The 22,506-nt window shown below is 67.5% G+C and carries 18 protein-coding genes; 14 read left to right on the top strand and 4 right to left on the bottom strand.

Annotation, left to right across the window (positions count from 1 at the left end; genetic code table 11):
- Positions 1-22 precede the first annotated feature (22 nt).
- Complete coding sequence (locus tag E3O42_RS02945; RefSeq protein ID WP_134452435.1) at positions 23-1,504, top strand: NAD-dependent succinate-semialdehyde dehydrogenase; 1,482 nt, start codon at positions 23-25, stop codon at positions 1,502-1,504.
- A 40-nt stretch (positions 1,505-1,544) separates the two neighbouring features.
- On the opposite strand, the gene E3O42_RS18885 is transcribed toward E3O42_RS02945, so the two are convergent.
- Both E3O42_RS18885 and E3O42_RS18880 read right to left on the bottom strand, forming a co-directional pair.
- Positions 1,545-1,811: a transposase gene (locus tag E3O42_RS18885; RefSeq protein WP_420897849.1), complete on the bottom strand. Its 267-nt coding sequence runs from the start codon at positions 1,809-1,811 to the stop codon at positions 1,545-1,547.
- A gap of 189 nt (positions 1,812-2,000) precedes the next feature.
- Positions 2,001-2,342 carry a transposase gene (locus E3O42_RS18880; RefSeq protein ID WP_420897851.1) on the bottom strand — a complete coding sequence of 114 codons (342 nt, stop codon included), beginning with the start codon at positions 2,340-2,342 and terminating at the stop codon, positions 2,001-2,003.
- A gap of 162 nt (positions 2,343-2,504) precedes the next feature.
- On the opposite strand from E3O42_RS18880, the gene istB reads away from it, so the two are divergent.
- From istB to E3O42_RS02890, 11 genes are all read left to right on the top strand, one after another.
- Entirely contained in the window at positions 2,505-3,260 is a 756-nt protein-coding gene (gene istB, locus E3O42_RS02935) for an IS21-like element helper ATPase IstB (protein WP_134452434.1), read from the top strand.
- A gap of 380 nt (positions 3,261-3,640) precedes the next feature.
- On the top strand, positions 3,641-5,896 hold the full coding sequence (locus E3O42_RS02930; RefSeq protein ID WP_134452433.1) for a putative bifunctional diguanylate cyclase/phosphodiesterase: 2,256 nt from the start codon (positions 3,641-3,643) through the stop codon (positions 5,894-5,896).
- Positions 5,897-6,062: 166 nt separating this feature from the next.
- On the top strand, positions 6,063-6,203 hold the full coding sequence (locus E3O42_RS17890) for a hypothetical protein (protein WP_166787875.1): 141 nt from the start codon (positions 6,063-6,065) through the stop codon (positions 6,201-6,203).
- A 72-nt stretch (positions 6,204-6,275) separates the two neighbouring features.
- Positions 6,276-7,073, top strand: coding sequence for a TrmH family RNA methyltransferase (locus E3O42_RS02925; protein ID WP_134452432.1), 798 nt, complete (start codon positions 6,276-6,278; stop codon positions 7,071-7,073).
- A 158-nt stretch (positions 7,074-7,231) separates the two neighbouring features.
- Entirely contained in the window at positions 7,232-8,500 is a 1,269-nt protein-coding gene (locus E3O42_RS02920) for an ammonium transporter (protein ID WP_134452431.1), read from the top strand.
- Positions 8,501-8,611: 111 nt separating this feature from the next.
- Positions 8,612-9,229: a hypothetical protein gene (locus E3O42_RS02915; protein WP_134452430.1), complete on the top strand. Its 618-nt coding sequence runs from the start codon at positions 8,612-8,614 to the stop codon at positions 9,227-9,229.
- Positions 9,230-9,238: 9 nt separating this feature from the next.
- Positions 9,239-10,495: a thiolase family protein gene (locus tag E3O42_RS02910; protein WP_134452429.1), complete on the top strand. Its 1,257-nt coding sequence runs from the start codon at positions 9,239-9,241 to the stop codon at positions 10,493-10,495.
- Positions 10,495-11,379, top strand: coding sequence for an SDR family NAD(P)-dependent oxidoreductase (locus E3O42_RS02905; protein ID WP_134452428.1), 885 nt, complete (start codon positions 10,495-10,497; stop codon positions 11,377-11,379). Before E3O42_RS02910 ends, E3O42_RS02905 begins: the two co-directional genes overlap by 1 nt.
- A gap of 294 nt (positions 11,380-11,673) precedes the next feature.
- Positions 11,674-12,528 (top strand): alpha/beta hydrolase, encoded by an 855-nt coding sequence (locus tag E3O42_RS02900; RefSeq protein WP_198414045.1) that lies wholly within the window; start codon positions 11,674-11,676, stop codon positions 12,526-12,528.
- Between the two features lie 74 nt (positions 12,529-12,602).
- Positions 12,603-12,890: a hypothetical protein gene (locus tag E3O42_RS02895; protein WP_134452426.1), complete on the top strand. Its 288-nt coding sequence runs from the start codon at positions 12,603-12,605 to the stop codon at positions 12,888-12,890.
- A gap of 94 nt (positions 12,891-12,984) precedes the next feature.
- A complete protein-coding gene (locus E3O42_RS02890; protein WP_241984589.1) occupies positions 12,985-13,281 on the top strand; it encodes a nuclear transport factor 2 family protein in 297 nt (98 codons plus the stop codon).
- Positions 13,282-13,385: 104 nt separating this feature from the next.
- On the opposite strand, the gene E3O42_RS02885 is transcribed toward E3O42_RS02890, so the two are convergent.
- Entirely contained in the window at positions 13,386-15,605 is a 2,220-nt protein-coding gene (locus E3O42_RS02885; RefSeq protein ID WP_166787874.1) for a putative bifunctional diguanylate cyclase/phosphodiesterase, read from the bottom strand.
- Positions 15,606-15,752: 147 nt separating this feature from the next.
- Complete coding sequence (locus E3O42_RS02880) at positions 15,753-17,195, bottom strand: helix-turn-helix domain-containing protein (RefSeq protein WP_134452424.1); 1,443 nt, start codon at positions 17,193-17,195, stop codon at positions 15,753-15,755.
- Positions 17,196-17,343: 148 nt separating this feature from the next.
- Here E3O42_RS02880 and E3O42_RS02875 point away from each other — a divergent pair, with 148 nt between their 5' ends.
- Complete coding sequence (locus E3O42_RS02875) at positions 17,344-19,230, top strand: phosphoenolpyruvate carboxykinase (GTP) (protein ID WP_134452423.1); 1,887 nt, start codon at positions 17,344-17,346, stop codon at positions 19,228-19,230.
- A gap of 162 nt (positions 19,231-19,392) precedes the next feature.
- Entirely contained in the window at positions 19,393-22,461 is a 3,069-nt protein-coding gene (locus E3O42_RS02870) for an alpha-mannosidase (protein ID WP_134452422.1), read from the top strand.
- The last annotated feature ends 45 nt before the right edge of the window (positions 22,462-22,506 follow it).

Here is a 22,506-nt window from a genome sequence, read left to right as displayed (position 1 = left end):
CGACGACTTCAGGGAGGCATTTGTGGCGCACGTAACCGAAGCAGAACTGCTCCAGCACGTACCCAACGAGCTGTACATCAACGGGCGGTGGGTGCCCGCCGCCGACGGGAGCACCTTGAGCGTGCACGACCCGTCCACGGGCAAGGTGATCAAGACCATCGCCGACGCCGGCGTCGCCGACGGTCTGGCCGCCCTCGATGCGGCCGTCGATGCGCAGGATGCCTGGGCCGCCACCCCGCCGCGAGTGCGCGGCGAGGTGCTGCGCCGCAGCTTCGAACTGCTGCAGGAGCGCAAGCACGAGTTCGCGCTGCTGATGACGCTCGAGATGGGCAAGCCCCTCGCCGAGGCCTACGGCGAGGTCGCCTACGGCGGCGAATTCCTGCGCTGGTTCAGCGAGGAAGCCGTGCGGATCACCGGCCGCTACGGCACCAACCCCGAGGGCACCGGCCGCATGATCGTGTCGCAGCACCCGGTCGGACCCAGTTTCCTCATCACCCCGTGGAACTTCCCGCTTGCGATGGCGACCCGCAAGATCGCGCCGGCGCTAGCGGCCGGCTGCACCGTCGTGATCAAGCCCGCTGAGCTGACCCCGCTCACCACGCTTTACCTGGTTAAGCTGTTCGAAGAAGTGGGACTGCCCGCCGGCGTGGTGAACGTGCTCACCACCTCCACGTCGGCGGCCGTGTCCGCGCCGATCATCGCCGACCCCCGGCTGCGCAAGCTCAGCTTCACCGGCTCCACCGGCGTCGGCCAGAAGCTCATCCAGCAGTCCGCGCAGAACGTGCTGCGCACCTCGATGGAGCTCGGCGGCAACGCCCCGTTCCTGGTCTTCGAAGACGCCGACATGGACCGCGCCGTCGAGGGCGCCCTGGCCGCGAAGTTCCGCAACGTGGGCCAGGCCTGCACCGCCGCCAACCGGTTCATCGTGCAGGCGTCCGTCGCCGATGAGTTCGCCCGCCGGGTCACCGAGGCCGTCACCGAATTCACCGTGGGCCGCGGCACCGAGACCGGCGTCAAGATCGGCCCGCTGATCAACGCGGATGCCGTGGCCAAGGCCGACACCCTCGTGCAGGAGGCCCTCGGCCGCGGTGCGACCCTGCTCACCGGCGGGCGGGTCCTGGACCGGGTGGGCACGTTCTACCAGCCCACCGTGATCACCGGGGTGAAGCCGGGCAGCGCCATCCTGCGTGAAGAGATCTTCGGGCCGGTGCTGTCGATCGTGCCTTTCGACGACGAGGACGACGCCGTGCGCATCGCCAACGACACCGAGTATGGGCTGGTCAGCTATGTGTTCACCCGGGATCTCGCCCGGGGGCAGCGGATGATCGAAAGGCTGCAGACAGGCATGATGGGGCTGAACATGGGCGTGGTGTCCAACGCCGCCGCCCCGTTCGGCGGGGTCAAGCAGTCCGGCCTCGGCCGGGAGGGCGGCTCCGAGGGCATCCACGAGTACCTATCCACCAAGTACACTCTCACTCCGGACCCCTTCGCCGACTACGACTAGGGCGTGTCTCCTAATTCGTGTAACCAGACGATGATGGCGCTCAAACAGCTCCGCCTCGGCAGGTGAGTGCGAGTTTGTCGTAGCGGGTGGCGAGTCCGCGCCACTGCTTTAGGGTGTTGAACGAACGCTCGATGACGTTGCGGCGCTTGCAGGCCTCTTTGTCGAGGTCGACCGGGCGGCCACCGTTTCGACCGCGGCGTTTCCGGTTGGCGACCTGGTCGGAGCGTTCCGGAATGACGACCTGAATGTTCCGTTTTCGCAGCATCTCCCGGTGGGCTTTGGCCGAGTAGGCCTTGTCTGCAAGCACCCGGTCGGGTCGAGTGCGGGCCCGTCCGGGCCGATCCGATCGACGCTGAGCGAGGCCATGATCTCCGGGAGCATTGGCGAATCGACGCCCTGACCGGTGCCCAGAAGAATCACAAGCGGGCGCATATTTCCGTTGCAAAGCTGGTGAATCTTGGTGGTCAAACCACCGCGGGAGCGGCCAACGGCGTGATCAGGAGGCTCTTCCAGCAGATTCGTGTAATTCGACAGGTCCCCCCGTGGTGCGCGGAAGATTCGTCCCGGGTTGATGCGCCCGATTCACCGTCGAGTCCACCGAAACCTCCCAATCGATCTTCTCCAAGGCATCGGCCTCGGACAGTAACCGGGCCAGAATGCTGTCCGGGTGCCATCGCCGCTGAAACGCCGATGACGTTTCCAAACCGTCTGCCACGGACCGAAAACCCTCCGGCAGATCCCGCCATGGGATCCCCGCCCGATACCGGTACACGATGCCTTCCATCACCCGGCGGTGATCCTGAAACGGACGCCCAGGACGCTCAGACGACGGTGGCATCAACGGCTCGATCCGAGCCCACTCGCTGTCAGACAACATGGCAGTACGAGACATAGGTCAATTTTGCCGAAAACCCTCACCGGACATTAAGGAGACACGCCCCAGCGCGCCCGGTCGAACTTGTGGAGCGCCCTGTGAGAGTAACGGCCTGAGCCTGATCGCATGAGCACCACGGCATCTCAGATCGAGTACTACGCCCGCGCGCTGCGCGCACCACGGATCGGGGACGCGTTCCGGCGCCTGGGCGACCAGGCCCGCGACGCCGGCTGGTCGCACGAGGAATACCTCGCCGCGGTGCTCTCCCGCGAGGTCTCCGAACGCGAAGCCTCCGGCGCCGCGCTGCGGATCAAGGCCGCCCGGTTCCCCGGCCACAAAACGTTGGAGGACTTCAACTTCGATCACCAACCGTCCGCGGACCGGAACCTGATCGCGCACCTGGGCACGAGCACCTTCGTCACCGAAGCGAAGAACGTCGTCCTGCTCGGCCCACCAGGCACCGGCAAGACCCACCTCGCCGTCGCACTGGGCGTTCAAGCCGCCAAACACGACCACCGGGTCCTTTTCGACACCGCGACGGGCTGGGTCGCCCGCCTCCAAGACGCCCACTCCCGCGGCAAACTGGCCGCGGAACTGACCCGGCGACGCCGCTGCAGCGTCCTAATCTGCGACGAGGTCGGCTACATCCCGTTCGATCAGGACGCCGCGAACCTGTTCTTCCAACTCATCGCAAGCCGATACGAACACGCATCCCTGATCATGACGAGCAACCTGTCATTCGGGCTCTGGGGCGACGTCTTCGGCGACCCGACCGTCGCCTCCGCGATGATCGACCGCATCGTGCACCACGCCGACGTCATCAGCCTCAAAGGCACCAGCTACCGGCTCAAAAGCCACCAGCCGACGCCCGGTACGGCATAGTAGAAACACATAGTGGTCCTGTTTTCAAACGGCACTATTGGCCCTGTTTTGGGTCGGCGTTATCAAGCCTCTTGTCCCGTGGACACCCGGCTGCCTCGAGCAGCTCGAACAGAAAACCCCGATAGGTCAGCTGCTCGTTCTGGGCCGCAGTCGCCGCTCTTTCGACTAGGGCGCCGGCAAGCCTGGTCAATGGCTGCGTTCGCGGCTTCCACAGTGAGCCCTCGTTACCTCCGCTGGGTAGAGGTGATGCAGCTCAGCCGTGGGTTCGGCGTTGGTTTTGGTCGGTAGGCTGGGCCTGATACTAAGGGGCTTCTGTGCAGGTGGGTGCTTGTGAACATGGGGGTCGCCTGATCGGCGGGTTGAGGTCTGGGCGCTGGTTGATGTGGGTCGTCAGCGCTTTGGTGATTGTTTATTTTGTGGGATTGCTGTTGCACGGGGACGGCGCGAACCCGTTTGTTGATGTGTGGTTGTGCGGGCTGACACAGTGGGGGCCGGTGGTCGTGTTTTTCGTGGCTGCCTGGCGGACACATTTCGCACGCCGTGACGTGCTGCTGGCAGCGGCAGCCGTGACGGTGTCCGCGGTCGCGGATACCTACTATTCCCTGTTCATGGATGACAGCGGGTATTTGGTGTTTCCCTCCTTGGCGGATATCGGATATCTCATGTTTTACCCGCTCATGCTTGCCGCCGTGGTTGTGCTGGTTCGGAGGCAGGTGCGAGGTTTCTCCTGGTCTGTGCTGCTCGATGGCGCGGTCGGGTCTTTGGGCGCGGCGGCGGTCCTGGCTGCAATTCTCAGTCCCGTCTTGGAAGACGCGATCAAGGGTCCCACCCCTGTTGCGACAGCGGTTGCGGTGGCTTACCCGTTTTTTGACTTGCTGCTGGTCGCAGTCATCACCGGCATAGCCGCCGCCCCGACCTTGGACATTGGGCCACGGTGGCTGTTCCTCTTTTTTGGGTTGGGCATGCTGACCGTAGCCGATGTCGCTTACGCGCTGCTCGAAAATGCGGATCAATACAGCGTCGGAAACCCGTTGGACGCGGTTTGGGCGCTCGGCCTGGCTTTGATGGCCCTGTGGGTGGACGGCTCGGGGAGGAACACGGATACCTCGTGCCGGCGGCAGAGGGAAACGCCCCCGTTGAGCGTGCCGGCTGGCGCCGTCGTGGCCGGGCTGGGACTTCTTGTATTGGGCACCCAAATCACAGTGTCGGTCCTTGCGGTTGTCTTAGCCACCGCCACGGTGGGGTTGGCTGCGCTTCCTCTCGCATTTCGGCAGCGACTTCTGCGCCGGGAGTCTCTCACCGATGAGCTCACCGGGCTACCCAATCGAAGGGCACTGAAAGCCGAAGCGGAAACACGATTCAAGGTTGGATCGGGCTCGCCCCTGACCCGCCGCCGTAGTGCCCTGATGCTGTTGGATCTGGACCGGTTCAAAGAAGTGAATGACAGCCTGGGCCACGACGCGGGAGACACGTTGCTGGTTCAAGTGAGCACCCGGCTGTCGCGGTCCCTGGGCGCGGGAGATTTCCTGGCCCGACTCGGGGGTGACGAGTTCGCGATCATCCTTCAAGGCTCCGGCGAGGAGGATGCTCTCGCGGTGGCCAGGAAGCTTCGTGCTGCTCTTGCTGCCCCATTCACTCTGGAAAATATCGCCCTGCAAACCAGCGCGAGCATGGGGATCGCCCTGTTCCCCGACCAAGGCCAAAACCTCGGTGAACTTCTTCGGCGAGCTGACATGGCTATGTATGAGGCGAAAACAACACACAGTGGCCACCACGTTTTCAAACAAGCCGATGATAGTCATGGCGAAGTCCGGTTGAGGACCTTGGAAGAACTGCGCGTGGCCCTGCTCGATGACCAACTCGTGGTGCACTATCAACCTAAGATCAATCTGAAAACGGGGCACGTGACCGGGGTCGAGGCCCTTGTCCGATGGAACCACCCGAGCCGGGGTCTGCTGCTACCTGAAGAGTTTCTAATCCTGGTCGAGGAATCTGGCCAGATGGCAGCTTTGACCCGGATCGTATTGGAGAAAGCCCTTGATCAGGCCCAGCTCTGGCAAACCCACGATCGGGCAATGACCGTCGCCGTCAACTTGTCCTCTAGCTCCTTTGTCGACATTGACCTGCCGGAGCGCATCGCCGCCATGATCGACGCCCGACAGCTGAGCGCCTCCACGCTGATACTGGAGATCACCGAGGACTTCCTCATGGCAGACCGAGAGCGAGCCCGCACGATTCTGACCCGACTCCGCGAGGGCGGTGTCCAGATCGCTATCGACGACTTCGGTACTGGCTACAGCTCTTTGTCCTACCTACGTGACCTACCGATCGACGAAATCAAACTCGACCAATCCTTCGTTTTACCGATGGGCCAAGATCCCCGCGCTGCCGCACTGGTGGCCTCTACGATCGACCTTGCCCACAGCCTCGGCTTGCGCATGGTCGCCGAAGGTGTAGAAAACAGTGCGGCCTACGACGAACTCGTCCGTTACGGGTGCGATCACGCCCAAGGCTTCTTCATGTCCGGCCCCGTCCCCGCCGCCGAACTTGACAACTGGATCGCAAACCAGCGTGTGGAGGACATCGATGACCTCGTGCAGGTGAATAATGCAGGCGCGTCGACAACTGGGCTCTGAGCCGATTCCAGATTCCTACACCGGGCGGCTCGAGCAAGGCGGACAAAACTGTGGACCAGTGGAGGGCATTAATTTTGAGGTTGTGGCTAGGGCGTGTCTCCTAATGTCTGGTGAGGGTTTTCGGCAGAATCGACCTATGTCTCGCATAGCCGTTGTCTGACAGCGAGTGGGCTCGGATCGAGCCGTTGATGCCATCGTCATCTGGGTCGTCATTCCGGAACGCTCCGACCCGGTCGCCGACCGGAAACGCCGCGGTCGAAACGGTGGCCGCCCGGTCGACCTCGACAAAGAGGCGGAGCTGTTCTGAGCGCCATCATCGTCTGGTTACACGAATCAGGAGACACGCCCTAGGGCCTCCCGGGGTCGTTAAGCTCGTGGGGTGCCCGTAATCGAGATCCACGAACTGAGCGACCCCCGCCTGGCCGACTACACCCAGTCCACGGATGTGGCGCTCAAGAAGGCGCGCGGTACCGAGCACGGCCTGTACATCGCCGAGTCCGCGCTGGTGCTCGAGCGGGCGCTCGGCGCCGGGCACCGGGTGCGGTCGGTGCTCACCCTGGCGAACACCCTCGACGAGGCACGGACGCTCGTCGGCGACGACGTCCCGGTGTTCGTGGGCGCGGGGGAGCTGCTCACCGAGCTCACCGGCTACGTGCTGCATCGCGGCCTGATCGCTGCGATGCACCGGCCCGCACTGCCCGAACCGGCGACGCTGCTGGCGGATGCCCGGCGCATCCTGATCCTGGAAAACGTCACCGACCCCACCAACGTTGGTGCCATCTTCCGCTCCGCAGGCGCGATCGGGGCCGACGCGATCCTGGTCACCCCGCGCTGCTCCGACCCGTTCTACCGCCGCGCCATCCGGGTGTCGATGGGCACCGTGCTGCAGGTGCCGTGGACCAGGGTGGGCGACTGGCCCAGCACCCGGCAGCTGCTCACCCGCCACGGCTTCCACGTCGCCGCCCTGGCGCTCACCCCGGATGCGGTGAGCCTGCGCGATTTCCACGGCGAACAGCACGCCCGGCTGGCGCTGCTCCTCGGCGCGGAGGGCGAGGGGCTCACCGACGAGGCGCTCGCCGCGGCGGACGCCGTGGTGCAGATCCCGATGAAGCACGGCATCGACTCCCTTAACGTGGCCGCGGCCAGCGCGGTCGCGATGTGGGCACTTTCCAGCTGACTCTCGTCGACCTTTGAGCCTCGCGTCATCTGTTGTTTACACAGGAGCGTTCTCTGCAACGTGTTCGAAACAGAGTTTTGCTGAGTGTGTAACACAGTCCTGTCAGGGTATGTCTTACCCGACGCGAGCCGCTGCGTCCGTGCAGAGAGGTTTTTCAAATGGATCAAGGCAATACCGCTTTCTTGCTGATTTCCGCAGCGTTCGTCCTGCTCATGACTCCGGGACTCGCGTTCTTCTACGGAGGACTGGTCAAGGCCAAGAGTGTCATCAGCATGATGATGATGAGCTTCGGCGCACTCGGACTGATCGGCGTGCTCTGGGTGATCTACGGCTACGCGATCGCGTTCCCCGGCTCGGAGGGCTTGGTTGCACCGTGGGCGATCGACTGGGCCAACATCGGCCTCACCGGTGCCCTCGAAACGCCGGAAGGCGCCGCGTACCCGCCGCTGGCCTTCGTCGCCTTCCAGGCCACCTTCGCCATCATCACGGTCGCGCTGATCTCTGGTGCGATCGCCGACCGCGCCAAGTTCGGCTCCTGGATGATCTTCGCCGGTATCTGGGCGTCCATCGTCTACTTCCCGGTCGCCAGCTGGGTTTTCAACTTCGGCCTGGCCGAGGACGGCAGCTTCGCCTACGGCGGCTGGATCACCTACGGCCTGCAGTCGGTCTTCGGCCTCGGCGCGATCGACTTCGCCGGTGGTACCGCGGTTCACATCAACGCCGGTGCCGCGGCTCTCGCTCTCGCCCTGGTGCTGGGCAAGCGCGTCGGTTTCCAGAAGGGCGTCAACGTTCCGCACAACCCGCCCTTCGTGCTCCTCGGAGCGGGTCTGCTCTGGTTCGGTTGGTTCGGCTTCAACGCCGGCTCCGAGCTGGCCGCTGACGGAACCGCAGCCCTCGCCTTCGTCAACACGATCGCGGCGCCGTCTGCCGCCCTGCTCGCCTGGCTCGTGGTCGAAAAGGTGCGCGACGGCAAGCCGACATCGGTCGGTGCCGCATCCGGCGCCGTCGCGGGACTTGTTGCTATCACCCCTGCGTGTGCTTCGCTGCAGCCGATCTGGGCGATTGTGCTCGGCCTGCTCGCCGGTGCGGTCTGCGCGATCGCTGTGGACCTCAAGTTCAAGCTGGGTTTCGATGACTCGCTCGACGTCGTGGGCATCCACCTCGTCGGCGGCCTGATGGGTACCCTCTACCTCGGCTTCTTCGCCAACGGCACCGGCCTGTTCCTGGGCGGCGACGGCACGCAGCTGCTCGTCCAGGCCATCGCAGCGTTCTCCGTACTCATCTACTCGTTCGTCCTCGCCTTCGCCATCGCCTTCCTCATCGAGAAGACGATCGGCTTCCGCGTGAAGAACGAAGACGAGATCGCGGGCATCGACTCGGTGATGCACGGTGAAGAGGGCTACGTCCTCGTCGACACCAAGGCCTGAGAACCCAGACCCAGGTAACACCGAGATGTGCTGGATGGTTGATATGCGAACCATCCAGCACATCTTTGCGTCGGCCCCCGGAGGGCCGGCCCCGACAGGCCGGGACAGCCGATGAGCATTGCAGCAGAAGAGGATGACGGCGTTGACGCTGCAGCGACTCCGCCTCGCATCATCCGGTTCTCCGACCTCCCCCGCCAGCCCCTGGACCAGGGGAGGGGCAGCGCCCGTGAGGTCTGGGCCGACCTTGACAGCGACCTGACACTGCGCTGGCAGCTTCGGGTGGTCGAGATCAAGGACTCCACCGGCCTGCTGGTCGGACCCGCCGGCACGCACCACTACGTGGTCGGGCTTGCCGGCCCGCAGATTGCGGTGCGCAATACCGAATCGAACCGGGTGCTTCGGCGTGACCATGTCATGCCGGTGCTGTCCTCCACCGTGTACTTCGAACGGCCCAAATTGCGGCCGCCCGGTGCGAGTTCCCTCTTCGTCCTCACCTTCACCGCCGCCGCCGACCCGCCGGAATTCGTCATCCGCGCCCTCCCGCCGGAGACCGAACTTCGTGCGGGTTCGCAGCTTCTGCTTGCGCTGCGAGGCACGGTGCGGGTGGATGGGGTCGAGGCTGCCCCCGGGTCGGCGCTGCTGCTGGATCCGACCAGGAGCCATCGACCGCAGGCCGTGTCCGCGCAGGTCCTCACCGTGCATCGGCCGGGAGCTCACCCGGTCCCATAGGCTGGAGGCATGAGCAATGATGCTGTCATCGTCGATGTTGTCCGCACCCCGTCCGGCCGGGGTAAGCCCGGCGGTGCGCTCTCCGGGGTGCACCCTGCCGACCTGCTCGCCGGGGTGCTGAATAACCTGGTCAACCGCAACAACCTCGACCCGGCCCTGGTCGACGACGTGATCGGCGGATGCCTCACCCAGGTGGGCGAGCAGAGCACCAACATCACTCGCACCGCGCTGCTCGGCGCCGGGTTTCCCGAGTCGGTTCCCGGCACCACCATCGACCGGCAGTGCGGCTCCAGCCAGCAGGCCGCCACCTTCGCCGCGCAGGGCGTGCTCGCCGGCAGCTACGACATCGTCATCGCCTGCGGGGTCGAATCGATGAGCCGCATCCCGCTGGGTTCCGCGGGCGGATCTACCCCGGCCGGCGGCTCCGACGCGGCCGGCCGCACCGAAGGCTGGGGCTCGGCCGCGTCCGCGATCATCAGCCAGGACCCGCACGGCCGCCTGATGCACGCCCGCTACCCGCAGGGCCTGGTCGGCCAGGGCGTCTCGGCCGAGCTGATCAGCGCCAAATGGGGCCTCACCCGCACTGAACTCGACGAGTACGCCGCCCGCTCGCACCGCCTCGCCGCGGAGGCCGCCGCGCGCGGCGACTTCGACGCGTCTCTGCTGCCGGTCACCCTGCCCGACGGCCGGCAGGTGGTCGGCGACGAGACCATCCGGCGCCGCAGCACGGTCGAGACCCTCGCCGACCTGCCGCTCGCGTTCCGCACCGACGAACTGGCCGCCCGGTTCCCCGAGGTGGACTGGCAGATCACCGCCGGCAACTCCTCGCCGCTCACCGACGGCGCCTCCGCCGCTCTGATCATGAGCGCCAGCCGCGCCGCCGCGCTCGGCCTCACCCCCCGCGCCCGGTTCCACAGCTTCGCGGTCACCGGCAGCGACCCGTTGCTGATGCTCACCGGCGTGATCCCCGCCACCCGGCGCATCCTGGCCCGCACCGGTCTGGGCATCAACGACCTCGACGCCTACGAGGTCAACGAGGCATTCGCCTGCGTGCCACTGGTCTGGCAGCGAGAACTGCGCGCCGACGTCGACAAGCTCAACTCCAGCGGCGGCGCGATCGCCCTCGGCCACGCGCTCGGATCCTCAGGCACCCGATTGCTGGGCACCCTGCTCGGCACCCTCGAAGCCGGCGGCGGCCGCTACGGCCTGCAAACCATGTGCGAGGGCGGTGGCATGGCCAACGCCACCATCATCGAACGGCTCTGATGCGCATCAACGGATGCTCCGCCCTCGTCACCGGCGCCGCCTCCGGCCTCGGCTTGTCCACCGCGCGAGCGCTGCACGCGGCCGGCGCCCACGTCGTGCTGTTCGACCTGCCGAACTCGCCCGGAGCCGAGCGGGCCGCGGAGCTCCACGGCAGGGCTGGCACCCCGACCACGAGGCTGGTTGAATCCGTCGGATGCGGTGCCGTGGCACGGTTCCCCGGTATATTCCTGCCCGGGGATGTAACCGTGGATGCCGATGTGCAAGCGGCGGTCGAGGCCGCCGGCGCCCTGGCACCCCTGCGGATCGTGGTCAACTGCGCCGGCATCGCACCGGCCGCCCGCACCGTGGGGCGGCAGGGTCCGATGGCCCTGGCCGACTTCGAGCGGGTGCTTCGGGTGAACCTCCTCGGCACGTTCAACGTGGTGCGCCTGGCCGCTGCGGCCATGCAGGCCACGGCCCCGGTCGGCGCCGGGCCCGACTCCGACAACGCCGGCTCTGAGTCGAGTTTCTCGACCCCGCAGGGCACAGCGGAGCGCGGCGTGATCGTGAACACAGCATCCGTCGCTGCGTTCGACGGTCAGATCGGCCAAGCGGCCTATGCCGCGTCGAAGGGCGGTGTCGCGGCGATGACCCTACCGCTGGCCAGGGAGTTCGCTCGCTCGCTCATCCGCGTGATGACCATCGCCCCCGGCCTGTTCGACACCCCGCTGCTGCAAGACCTGCCCGCGGAGGCCCGCGCCTCGCTCGGCGCCCAGGTGCCGCACCCGGCCCGGCTCGGCGACCCCGCCGAGTACGCCGCCCTCGTGCGCCACATCGTGGAGAACCCCATGCTCAACGGCGAGACCATCCGCCTCGACGGCGGCATCCGGATGGCGCCCCAGTAGCCGTCCCCGCCCACCCACATGCCCGGCGGCACGTCTTATGCCCGCCGGCACGTGTTCTTACGCGGGCCGCGAGCAGCACCGGCCGGACCACCACACGCATCAGAAAAACCCCCTCAGGTAAGGTGCCGGCGTTGACATCATTCGAGACCGAGCTGCGCCGGTTCGTGCAGCCGCTCGACCTGCGGCTGCTCTTCTCCGACTTCACCGCCAAGCTCGCCGCCCACGCCGCCGGCTGACAGAGGGGAGGTCGGCGACGAGAGTCCAGTGCGACATTTTGCTGGAATGATCAGAGCCATGGACTTCTTGACAATTGCTGGCCCATACGGCGCCATCCCGATTCGTGTCTATCGCGCCGCCGCCGCGGAACTGAGGCCGGCGCTGGTCTGGGCGCACGGGGGTGGCTTCGCGTGGGGCGACCTTGAGATGCCCGAGGCGCACTGGGTGTCCCAGGAGCTCGCGGCGCGAGGCATCACGGTGGTCAGCGTCGACTATCGGCTGGCGCCCGTGTCGGCGGCCCTCACCGACAGCGAACCGGCCCACGACGGAGTGCTCTTTCCGGTCGCCTCAGAAGAGGTCACGTTGGCATTCCGCTGGGCAACCGATCATGCGGCCGAGCACGGCATCGACGGTGACCGGCTGTCGCTGGGCGGGGCCAGCGCCGGCGGCGACCTCGCCGCGGGGGCATCGCTCCGGCTGCGTGATGCCGGCGGCCCACAGCCGGCGTCGCTGCTGCTGGCCTACCCGCTCGTGCACAGCGTTCTGCCGGAACCCAGCGCCGAACTCGCGCTCAAGATTGCGGTGCTGCCCCCTGACGCGCGGTTCGAGCCCGACGATGTGCGGGCGATGAACCTCAACTACGTGGGCGACACTGCCGGGCTCGGCAATCCCTACGCGTTCCCCGGCGGTCACGACCTGGCCGGCCTGCCGCCCACGTTCGTCCTGAACTCGGAGCACGACAGCCTGCGCTCGTCGGGGCAGGCGTTCGCGGCGGAACTCGCGCTGGCCGGCGTCGATGTCACGGTCTGCCTCGAACCCGGAACGCGGCACGGTCACCTCAACGAGCCGGAGAATCCGGGTGCGCACGCCAGCATCAGGCGCATGGCCGCCTGGCTCGAAGGCTCGGCCGTGCGTCGCCCCGCCAGCGTCTAGGGTCCGCCGCTCCCGCCGCTCCCGCCGCTCCCGCCGCTCCCGAGGGCGCATAACTCCTGCAGTTTCCGCCGACCGTGGGCACGGATGCCGGAATTCAGCGGGCGCATCCGTCGCCCGGGCACGAATTGCAGGAGTTATGCACGCGCGCCGGGGGAGAGGGCGCGACAGACATTTCCGCCCTCGACTGCACCCGCAGCTACCTGCAGGAGTTCGAGCGGGTGCTCGAAATCTCGCCCGATGGCGCGACGACGACCGCGGCGCTGGTGGAGGCGTACCCCGCCTCCGGCAGGCTGATCGCGGCCCAGCTCGGCCCGAAGGTCGCGAAGGGGGAGATGACATGGGGCTGGGCGAGTCCGACCTGACCGTTTCCAGCGCGCAGCGCGACGTCGTGCGCCGGCAGTACCTCGCCTGGTCGCGGGTGACCTGGCGGCGCTCCGCGCCACGATGGCACCCGACGTGGAGTGGACCGAGATGGCCGGCTTCCCGCTAGCCGGCACCTTCCGCACGCCGGTGGATGTCACCTCCAATGTGAGGGAAATCCTCGGTCGGGACGGGGACGGCTGGGCCGCCCACGACCACAGCTCCGTCGTCGACGGTGAGAACGTGGTGGTGCTTGCCCGCTACACCGCCACCCACCGGGCCACCGGCAAGAGCCTGAACGTGCGCGCCGCCCACCACTTCATCGTGCGCGGCGGGCTCATCGTGCGCTTCGAACAATTCGTGGACACCCTCAAGGTCGCCGAAGCTGCCTAGTCCACCCCACGCTAGATCCCTGTCTCGCGACCCCCGGGCACCCGCATGCCCGGGGGTCGTTCCCCTTTCATTGACAGGGCACGGCTGGAGGTCGACCCCTCTACTTAGGGGAAAGCCACCGGTTGGATCAGCGTTGCGTCCGGCTCACGTTTCGCTAGCCAGGCGTCCAGCTCGGCCGCCGGGACGGGCCGGGACATGAAGAATCCCTGCGCCGCGTCGCACCCGTAGCCGGCGAGGTCGGCGTAGGCGGCGCTGTTTTCGACTCCCTCGGCGACCATCCGCAGGCCGAGACTGTGAGCGAGGTCGATGGTCGAGGCCACCAGCGCGGTGGCACGGGGATCGTCGGCCATCGGCATCACGAACGACTTGTCCAGCTTCAGCTCGTCGATGGGCAGATCACGAAGGTACGCCAGCGAACTGTAGCCGGTGCCGAAATCGTCGACGGCGATCCGAACGCCGATGGCTCGCAGCCGGGTGAGGATGGCGTGGGCCCGGTCTCGATCTGCCATCAGGAAGTCTTCGGTGATCTCGAGCACGAGAACGGATGGCACCAACCCGCGGACAGTGACCATGTCACCGATCCGATCGGGCAGTTCGGCGTCGACGAGTGAGCTGGCCGAAAGATTGACCGCCACCGATAGCGTGCGGCCCTGCTCCTGCCAAATCGCGGCCTGGTCCAGGGCCTTCTCGAACACGATCTGTGTCATCGCCGGCATCAGCCCTGCCTCCTCGACGAGAGCGAGGAACGCATCCGGGTAGAGCAGGCCACGCACGGGGTGATCCCAGCGCACGAGGGCCTCCACTCCGCGGACGGTGCCCGTTGAGAGATCGATCTTGGGCTGGTAGTGGAGCAGCAGCTGGTCCTCGTGCAGCGCCGTGCGCAGCTCCGCCAGGGTGCGCAACCGCTCGTCGCCGTGGCTGTCGCCGTCGCGGTAGACGTGGTGCCCGCCCCGCGTGGACTTCGCCCGGTACATTGCCATGTCGGCCTTGCGCAGTAGAAGGGTGAGGTCCTGGCCTTGCTCCGGGTACAGGGCGATCCCGATGCTAGCGCTGGCCTGCAGGGTGATGCCGGCCAGGGTGAACGGTTCGATGAGTGCCGCGCGCAGCTTCGCCGCGACGCTCTCGGCCTTGCCCACGTCGCATCCGGCGAGGTGGATGGCGAATTCGTCACCGCCCAGCCGGGTCAACAGATCCGCCTCGCCAAGTTGCTCCGAAAGGCGCCCGGCGACCACCCTGAGCAGGCCGTCGCCGACGTCGTGGCCGAGGCTGTCATTGACCTCCTTGAACTTGTCGAGATCCAACAGCAGCAGCGCGCTGTGGCGATGCTGATCGGCGGCCAGCCGAGCAGGTACCTCGGCGTACAGTGCGCGCCGGTTGGGCAACCCGGTGAGCTCGTCGGTCATGGCTTGGCGGTGCATGTCCGCAAGCCGTATCCGCTGCCGGAACACCAGGGGGACAGCAGCGAGCACCAGAGTCAGGCTTGCGAGGGCTACGGCGAGCGGCGGGATCTCCACCTCGCTGGCCAGGATCAGCACACCCAGCGCCGTGGCCGTGGCCAACGCCGGCACGGCCTGCGCGGGAATCGCCAACGCCGGGACGGCTCGCGTCCTGTCGCTACGGGCGGACCCGTCGATCCACCAGGCGATGAAGGCGAGGCCGATGGCCCAGCCCATGTCGAGGGGAGTCCCCACGACGTACAGATCAGTGAGTTCCAGCAGGGCGTAGGTGACATCGGTGGCGGCAAACGTCATCAGGCCCAGCACGAGCAGGATCCACCGTGCACCCGCGCTCCGCCCCTGGGAAGCCCCGACCCCGACGAATGCGGCCACGAGCAGGAGGTCGCACAGGGGATACGCAACCGCGACCGCCGTGGCCAGCGAGGCGGGTCTGTCGGCGACGGGGCCCAGGATGGGATTGAGCAGCACCGCCAGCACGGCTGCGGCGGCGACGCTGCCGAGAGCGCCGTCCAGGGCCACGGGCCAGGCCATTTCCCGCGCTTTCCGGCCCACCAGCACCACCAGCGCAGCCATCATCAGGGGGCAGAAGGCCAGGAACCCGATATCGGCGAGCGACGGATACGGCAGCGGCACGTTGAAGCCCGCTGCGAGCACGAAGTAGATATTTCCGGCTGCCCATGAGGTCACTGCTGCTGCAGCGAACACCAGTTCCCGCTGGCGGAACCGGGTGCGGTGGAGCGCCCTCACGCTCACGAAGACGGGAAGCACCATGGCAAGCAGGCCCAGCCAACCGTCCACGAGCGGGCTGAACTCGGCGTCGGTCCGCAACATGATGGCGGCGAAGAACACCAGCAGCAGGACGGCCATGAGCCAGATCGGCCACGAGGCGAATCGGCCACCAGACCGACGTTGTCGGCCCTGCGGCGCAGTATTTATCGCCACCATGGCAGCCCCCAATGTCGTTTGTTCACGATAGCCGAATACCCGCCGCGATCGGTCGCCTGACCCGCCGGGCTACTGGTCGGCGTGCGCCTCGAGAAACTGGTACACCTCGGTGTCGTCGACGCCGGGGAAGGTGCCGCTGGGCAGCGGCGAGAGCACATGCGCGTGCAGCCGGGCGCTCGGCCAGGCCTTTTCGTTCCAGCGGGCAGCCACCGCACCCGACGGACGCCGGCAGCAGGACTCGTCGGGGCAGTGGGACACCGCCCGCTGCGTGGTCTCCCGGCCGCGGAACCACTTGGCCTGCGCGAACGGGGCGCCAACGCTGATCGAGAACTCGCCATCCGAGGTGCTGCCGGTCTGGGTGGCGCACCAGAAGGTGCCCGCCGGGGTGTCGGTGTACTGGTAGAACTCGGTGGTGCGGTTGGTGTGTGTGAACGCACTGCGGGCACTCCACTGCTTGCAGACCAACTGGCCCTCGATCGAGCCGGTCACGTCCGCGGGCAGCGGCAGGCCGTCGTTCTCGTAGCCCTTCTGCAGGGCGCCGTCGCCGGAGACCCGCAGGAAGTGCACGGTCATGTCCAGGTGCGTGCTGGCCAGGTTCGTCAGCCGCAACGCCGCGGCCTCGTGCGTGACCCCGAACGCGTCACGCAGGTCTTCCACCGACAGCACCCGCTCCCGCTTGGCGGTTTGCAGGAACGAACGGGTCGCCTCCAGCGGCATCAGGCAACAGGCCGCGAAGTAGTTGATCTCCAGCCGCTGCCAGAGAAACTCCGCGTAGCTGGAGGGACGCTCGTGGCCGAGCAGCCGGTGTCCCATCGCCTGCAGCGCCATCGACCGCAGCCCGTGCCCGCCGGGAATCGAGGCCGGCGGCAGGTAGATCCGGTGATTGGCCAGGTCGGTAACCGACCGGGTGGAATGCGGCAGGTCGTTCACGTAGATCAGGGTGAAGCCCAGCTGCTCGGCCATCACGCTCACCTCGCGGTGGGTGAGCGCCCCGGAGACGTGCCCGGATGCCCGCACCCGCTCCTCTGCGAGCCGCTCGATGTCTGGCATGTAGTTGCCGTGCTCACGCATCCGCTCACGCAGTTCGGTGTTGGCCCGGCGGGCCTCCTCCGGAGTAGCGATGGCCTCGCTGGCCCGGCGGGCGAGCTCGCGGTGCAGGCCCACCAGCGACTCGATCGCCGGCAGCGGCATGCCCTTGGTGACCTTCACCTGGGGCAGGCCGAGCGCGCCGTAGAGCGGGTTCTTCTGCGCGCGGGCCAGCTCGATCTCTAGGGCCGCGCGGGTGTTGGGCGCCTCGCCACTGAGCAGCTCGGCCAACGGCACGCCCAGCGCCTGCGCCAGCTGTTGCAGCACGGAGAGCTTGGGCTCGCGCCGGCCATTCTCGATCAGCGAAAGCTGGCTGGCCGCCAGGCCCACTTCCTCGCCGAGCTGGTCGAGGGTGAGCGTGCGCTCGCTGCGAAAGTGACGGATGCGGTGACCGAGGGTGACCAGGTCGGAGGCCGGCGTTGGCATTCCTTAAGCATACGTAAAGAACGGTGATTCTTAACACCTGTTTTTCGGTTTCTGGCCCGAATTCGGTCGCATTCTTAGTGCACAGGAGGAAATTAGCGCTCCTGCCCCACTCTTCCCGCCCCGCCCGCATCCTGAGGAAGGCCAGACCATGACCGTCACCCACCCCGTCCGCAGCGACATCCGCGCCCATGCCGCCCACGCCGTCCAGACCACGGCGGCCACCGTCGCCGGCCCGCCGACCTTCAGCACCGACCCCGCCCTGCAGGCCTGGGTCGACGAGATCGCCCGCCTCACCCGGCCCGACGCCATCGTCTGGTGCACCGGCACCGCGCAGGAGGCCGACGGGCTGTCCAAGCAGCTCGTCGCCGAGGGCAAACTCATCAGGCTGAACCCGGAGTGGCGGCCGAACAGCTTCCTTGCCCGCACCAGCCCGACCGATGTGGCCCGGGTGGAGGACCGCACCTTCATCTGCTCCGCCCTGCGCGAGGACGCCGGCCCAACCAACAACTGGGCCGAACCCGGCGAGATGCGTGTCGAGCTCGACGGGGTCTTCGCCGGCAGCATGCGCGGCCGCACGATGTACGTCGTGCCGTTCTCGATGGGTCCGCTCGGCGGCCCCATCTCGCAGCTCGGCGTGGAGATCACCGACTCGCCCTACGTCGTGCTGCACATGGGCATCATGACCCGGATGGGCGCTGCCGTGCTCCGCCTGATCGAGTCGGGCACCCCGTGGGTGCGTACCGTGCACAGCGTTGGCTTCCCGCTCATCGACGGAGCGGGCATCCGCCGGGCCGACGTGACCTGGCCCAGCAACGACACCAAGTACATCGTGCAGTTCCCCGAGGACCGCGAGGTGTGGTCGTTCGGCTCCGGCTACGGGGGCAACGCCCTGCTGTCGAAGAAGTCGTTCGCGCTACGGATCGCGTCGGTCATGGCCCGCGACGAGGGCTGGCTCGCCGAGCACATGCTGCTGATCAAGGTCACCTCGCCCGAGGGTGGCACATACCACGTGGCCGCCGCGTTCCCCTCTGCTTGCGGCAAGACCAACCTGTCGATGCTCAAGCCCACCATCCCGGGCTGGACCGTGGAGACCATCGGTGACGACATCGCCTGGCTCCGCCCCGGCGACGACGGACGGCTCTGGGCGATCAACCCGGAGGCCGGGTTCTTCGGCGTGGCCCCTGGCACCGGCGAGACCACCAACCCCACCGCCGTGCAAACGGTGTGGGGCAACACCATCTTCACCAACGTCGCCCTCCGCGACGACGGCGATGTGTGGTGGGAGGGCCTGACAGACACCCCGCCCGCGCACCTCACCGACTGGGAGGGCAACTCCTGGACGCCCGACAGCGGCCGGCCTGCCGCACACCCCAACTCCCGGTTCACCGTGCCCGCGGCGCAGTGCCCGTCGATCGCCGACAGCTGGGAAGACATCGGGGGTGTGCCCATCGACGCGATCATGTTCGGCGGCCGCCGCGCCACCAACGTGCCCCTGGTCGCCGAGGCGCGCAGCTGGAAGCACGGTGTGTTCATGGGCGCCACCATCTCCTCGGAGAAGACGGCCGCCGCCGAGGGCACCGTCGGGGAGCTGCGCCGCGACCCCTTCGCGATGCTGCCGTTCTGCGGCTACAACATGGCCGACTACTGGGCGCACTGGCTGCGCGTCGGCCGGGGCCTCGGCGCGAAGGCCCCCGCGATCTTCCAGGTCAACTGGTTCCGCAAGGGCGACGACGGCAGTTTCCTCTGGCCCGGGTTCGGGGAGAACTCCCGGGTGCTCGAGTGGATCATCCGCCGGGTCGAGGGCAGCGTCGACGCCGTCGACACCCCGATTGGGCGGATGCCGGTGGACGGGGCCATCAACATCGACGGCCTCGACGTGACCCCGGCTGCCCTCGAGCAGCTGTTCCGCATCGACCCGGAGTCCTGGCTGGCCGAGTGCGACCTCACCGAGGAGTTCTTCGCCCGATTCGGCAGCCGGGTACCGCCCGCCCTGCAGTCCGAGCTCGCCAGCCTGCGCTACCACCTCGCAACCTAGCGGCGCGTGCCCCGCTTAGCGCGCGGCGGCCCTGCGCCCGGCGCTCACAGCGTCGTGCCCGGTGACGGAATATGATGGCGTCATTCCGAGGGTGACGATGAGGTGGATCCGTGGTTTCAAACGGCGATGCTCAGGCTCGGCACGAAGAGAGCCGGCACAGTCATGCACGATGACAGCACACTCGTGGAGTTGCGGATCAGCCGATTCGTTCGAGAACGGCTCCGACCCGCCCTCAACCGGGCCGCCGTGCCCCTGGCCATCGAATCCTGGGATGCGCCGGGAGAGCCCGTGCCGTTCGACGACGCCATCCGCCAGGACTACAGCCCCTTCGGCACCGGCCGGGCCTGGGGACGCCCGTGGGGGACGACCTGGTTGCACATCACCGGCAGTGTTCCGGCGGAGTGGCCGGTCGATGACGCCCTGCGGGTTGAACTCCTGGTCGACCTCGGCTTCAGCAAAGCGACCCCGGGGTTCCAGGCGGAAGGCCTGGTCTGGTCGCCGGATGGCGTCATCCTCAAGGCCGTCGAGCCCCGCAACCGCTCCGTCCCGCTGGCGACGGGACCCGGCGGGCAGATCGACCTCTACATCGAGGCGGCCGCCAACCCGGATGTCACCTCCGGCTTCACCTTCGTCGCCACCGACCAGGGCGACCCCGCCACCGCCGGGGCCACACCGATCTACCGACTCCGGCAGGTGGACGTCGTCCTCAAGGACCAGACCGTGTGGGAGCTCCTCCAGGACTTCTGGACCCTGACGGGTCTCATGCGCGAGCTGCCGAAGGGTCTGGCGCGGCGGGCAGAGCTCCTGCGGGCTCTCGAACGAAGCATCGACGTCGTGGACCCCGACGATGTCGCGGGCACCGCAGCCCTCGGGCGCTCCGCGCTCGCCGGGGTGCTCGCTCGGCCGGCAAACGCCAGCGCTCACCATCTGCACGCCGTGGGGCACGCACACATCGACAGTGCCTGGCTCTGGCCGGTGCGTGAGACCGTGCGCAAGGTGGCACGCACCTTCTCCAATGTGCTGGCCCTGATCGAGCAGAACCCCGACTTCACGTTCGCCGCCTCATCCGCCCAGCAGTACGCGTGGCTCAAGGAGCACTACCCGGAGCTGTTCGCCCGGGTCAAGGCGCAGGTCGCGGCCGGCGCCTTCGTGCCGGTGGGCGGGATGTGGGTCGAGTCGGACACCAACATGCCCGGCGGGGAGGCCCTGGCCCGCCAATTCGTGGCCGGGAAACGCTTCTTCATGGAGGAATTCGGCGTCGAGCCGCTGGAGGTATGGCTTCCCGATTCGTTCGGCTACTCGGCGGCGTTGCCGCAGATCGTGGCGGCGGCCGGTTCGCGGTGGTTCCTGACCCAGAAGACCTCGTGGAACGAGACCAACCTGATGCCGCACCACACCTTCCGGTGGGAAGGCATCGACGGCACCCAGATTTTCACACACTTCCCTCCCGTCGACACGTATAACGCGGAGTTGTCGGGGGAGGAGCTGGCGCGAGCGGAGCACCAGTATGCCGAAAAGGGGACGGCTAACACATCGCTCGTTCCATTCGGTTGGGGGGACGGCGGCGGCGGACCGACCACGGAGATGATCGCCGCCGCCCGCCGAACCGAGTCGCTGGAAGGCTCGCCGACGGTTGAGCTGTCCAGCCCGCGCCGGTTTTTCGAAGCTGCCGAGGCCGAGTACCCCGAGCCACCGGTGTGGCTCGGCGAGTTGTACCTCGAGTTCCACCGGGGCACCTACACCTCCCAGGCGCGCACCAAACGCGGCAACCGCCGCAGCGAGCACCTGCTGCGCGAGGCCGAACTGTGGGCGACCACAGCGGCCGTGCGTTCGGGGGCCGCGTACCCGTACGACCTGCTCGAACAGACCTGGCACACCGTGCTGCTGCAACAGTTCCACGACATCCTGCCCGGCTCGTCCATCGCCTGGGTGCACCAGGAAGCCGAACGCAACTACGCCACCGTCGCCGACACCCTGACCGGGCTGATCGAGACGTCGGTGCGAGAGCTGTGCTTCGACGGCGACGCCACCGTGCTGCTCAACGCGGGTCCGTACGCCATCGACGGCGTCGCGGGGCTGGCGGGCGCGGATGCCGCCCGCCCCGATTCGGCAGCGCCGAAGCCCGACGTCACCCTGACCCGCACGGCGGCGGGCCTTGTGCTCGACAACGGACTCGTGGCCGTCACCATCGACACCAACGGGCTCTTCAGCTCGCTGCGGGACGTGGCGGCGCATCGCGAGCTGGTGCCGGCGGGTTCCCGGGGCAACCTGCTGCAACTGCACCGCGACACTCCCACCCAGTGGGACGCATGGGACATCGATGAACACTACAAACGGCACACCATCGCCCTGACTGCCGCCGAGTCCGTCGAGGTGTTCTTGGATTCGCCCGAACGGGTCGGCGTGCGGGTGACCCGCGTCTTCGGTTCGTCGCGCGTGGTCGAGGACATCACCCTGTCGGCGGGGTCGCCGGCGGTGGACCTGCACCTCGACCTAGACTGGCACGAACGGCAGAAGCTGCTCAAGCTGTCGTTCCCGCTCGACGTGAACGCCGATCGCGCCGCCTCGGAGATCCAGTTCGGCCACGTCTTCCGGGCCACGCACACCAACACGTCCTGGGATGCCGCCCGCTTCGAGACAGTGGCGCACCGCTGGGCGCACGTGGGCGAGCCCGGCTACGGGGTGGCCGTGGGTAACGATTCCACCTATGGGCATGACATCAGCCGGTCCCCGGATGGTGCCGGCCGGTCCGCGACCACGGTGCGGCTGTCGCTGCTGCGCGCTGCGGTGTTCCCCGACCCCGCCGCCGACCAGGGCCGGCACGAACTGCGGGTCTCCCTCCGGGTGGGCTCCGGCATCCCCGAGGCCGTGGCCGAGGGCTACCGGCTGAACCTGCCGCTGCGCACCGTGACCGGCGTGGCCGACGCGACCATCGAGCCCCTGCTGCGGGTCGACAACCCGGCCATAGTGGTCGAGGCGGTCAAGCTCGCCGAGGACCGGAGCGGCGACCTGATCGTGCGACTCTACGAAGCGCACGGCAACCGGTCGACGGCCCGGCTCATCCGGCACTTCGAGGCGACGGAGGTGGTCGAAACCGACCTGCTCGAGCGCCCGCTGGCCGACCCCAGGGTGGAACTGGCCGCAGGGGCGCCGCTGCCGGTGGAGTCGCACGCGCTGACCCTGACGCTGCGACCGTTCGAGATCGTCACGCTGCGCTTCATCCGCCGCTGACCCCACCCGACTCGCCGCAAAAGGCCCCTCGCGACGCGGGGAGAG

The sequence above is a fragment of the Cryobacterium adonitolivorans genome, assembly GCF_004402695.1.
In the GTDB taxonomy this organism is placed as follows: Bacteria; Actinomycetota; Actinomycetes; order Actinomycetales; family Microbacteriaceae; genus Cryobacterium; species Cryobacterium adonitolivorans.
The sequence above is the reverse complement of the archived record's forward strand: the minus strand, read 5'-3'. Positions and strand labels throughout refer to the sequence as shown.

Bases quoted from the DNA above. Each gene is read 5' to 3' on its own strand.
- E3O42_RS18880 (WP_420897851.1), bottom strand. From the start codon at position 2,342: ATGCCACCGTCGTCTGAGCGTCCTGGGCGTCCGTTTCAGGATCACCGC.
- istB (WP_134452434.1), top strand. From the start codon at position 2,505: ATGAGCACCACGGCATCTCAGATCGAGTACTACGCCCGCGCGCTGCGC.
- E3O42_RS02880 (WP_134452424.1), bottom strand. From the start codon at position 17,195: ATGCCAACGCCGGCCTCCGACCTGGTCACCCTCGGTCACCGCATCCGT.
- E3O42_RS02885 (WP_166787874.1), bottom strand. From the start codon at position 15,605: ATGGCCGTCCTGCTGCTGGTGTTCTTCGCCGCCATCATGTTGCGGACC.
- E3O42_RS02910 (WP_134452429.1), top strand. From the start codon at position 9,239: ATGAGCAATGATGCTGTCATCGTCGATGTTGTCCGCACCCCGTCCGGC.
- E3O42_RS02900 (WP_198414045.1), top strand. From the start codon at position 11,674: ATGGACTTCTTGACAATTGCTGGCCCATACGGCGCCATCCCGATTCGT.
- E3O42_RS02920 (WP_134452431.1), top strand. From the start codon at position 7,232: ATGGATCAAGGCAATACCGCTTTCTTGCTGATTTCCGCAGCGTTCGTC.
- E3O42_RS02905 (WP_134452428.1), top strand. From the start codon at position 10,495: ATGCGCATCAACGGATGCTCCGCCCTCGTCACCGGCGCCGCCTCCGGC.
- E3O42_RS02875 (WP_134452423.1), top strand. From the start codon at position 17,344: ATGACCGTCACCCACCCCGTCCGCAGCGACATCCGCGCCCATGCCGCC.
- E3O42_RS02915 (WP_134452430.1), top strand. From the start codon at position 8,612: ATGAGCATTGCAGCAGAAGAGGATGACGGCGTTGACGCTGCAGCGACT.
- E3O42_RS02870 (WP_134452422.1), top strand. From the start codon at position 19,393: ATGCACGATGACAGCACACTCGTGGAGTTGCGGATCAGCCGATTCGTT.
- E3O42_RS02930 (WP_134452433.1), top strand. From the start codon at position 3,641: ATGTGGGTCGTCAGCGCTTTGGTGATTGTTTATTTTGTGGGATTGCTG.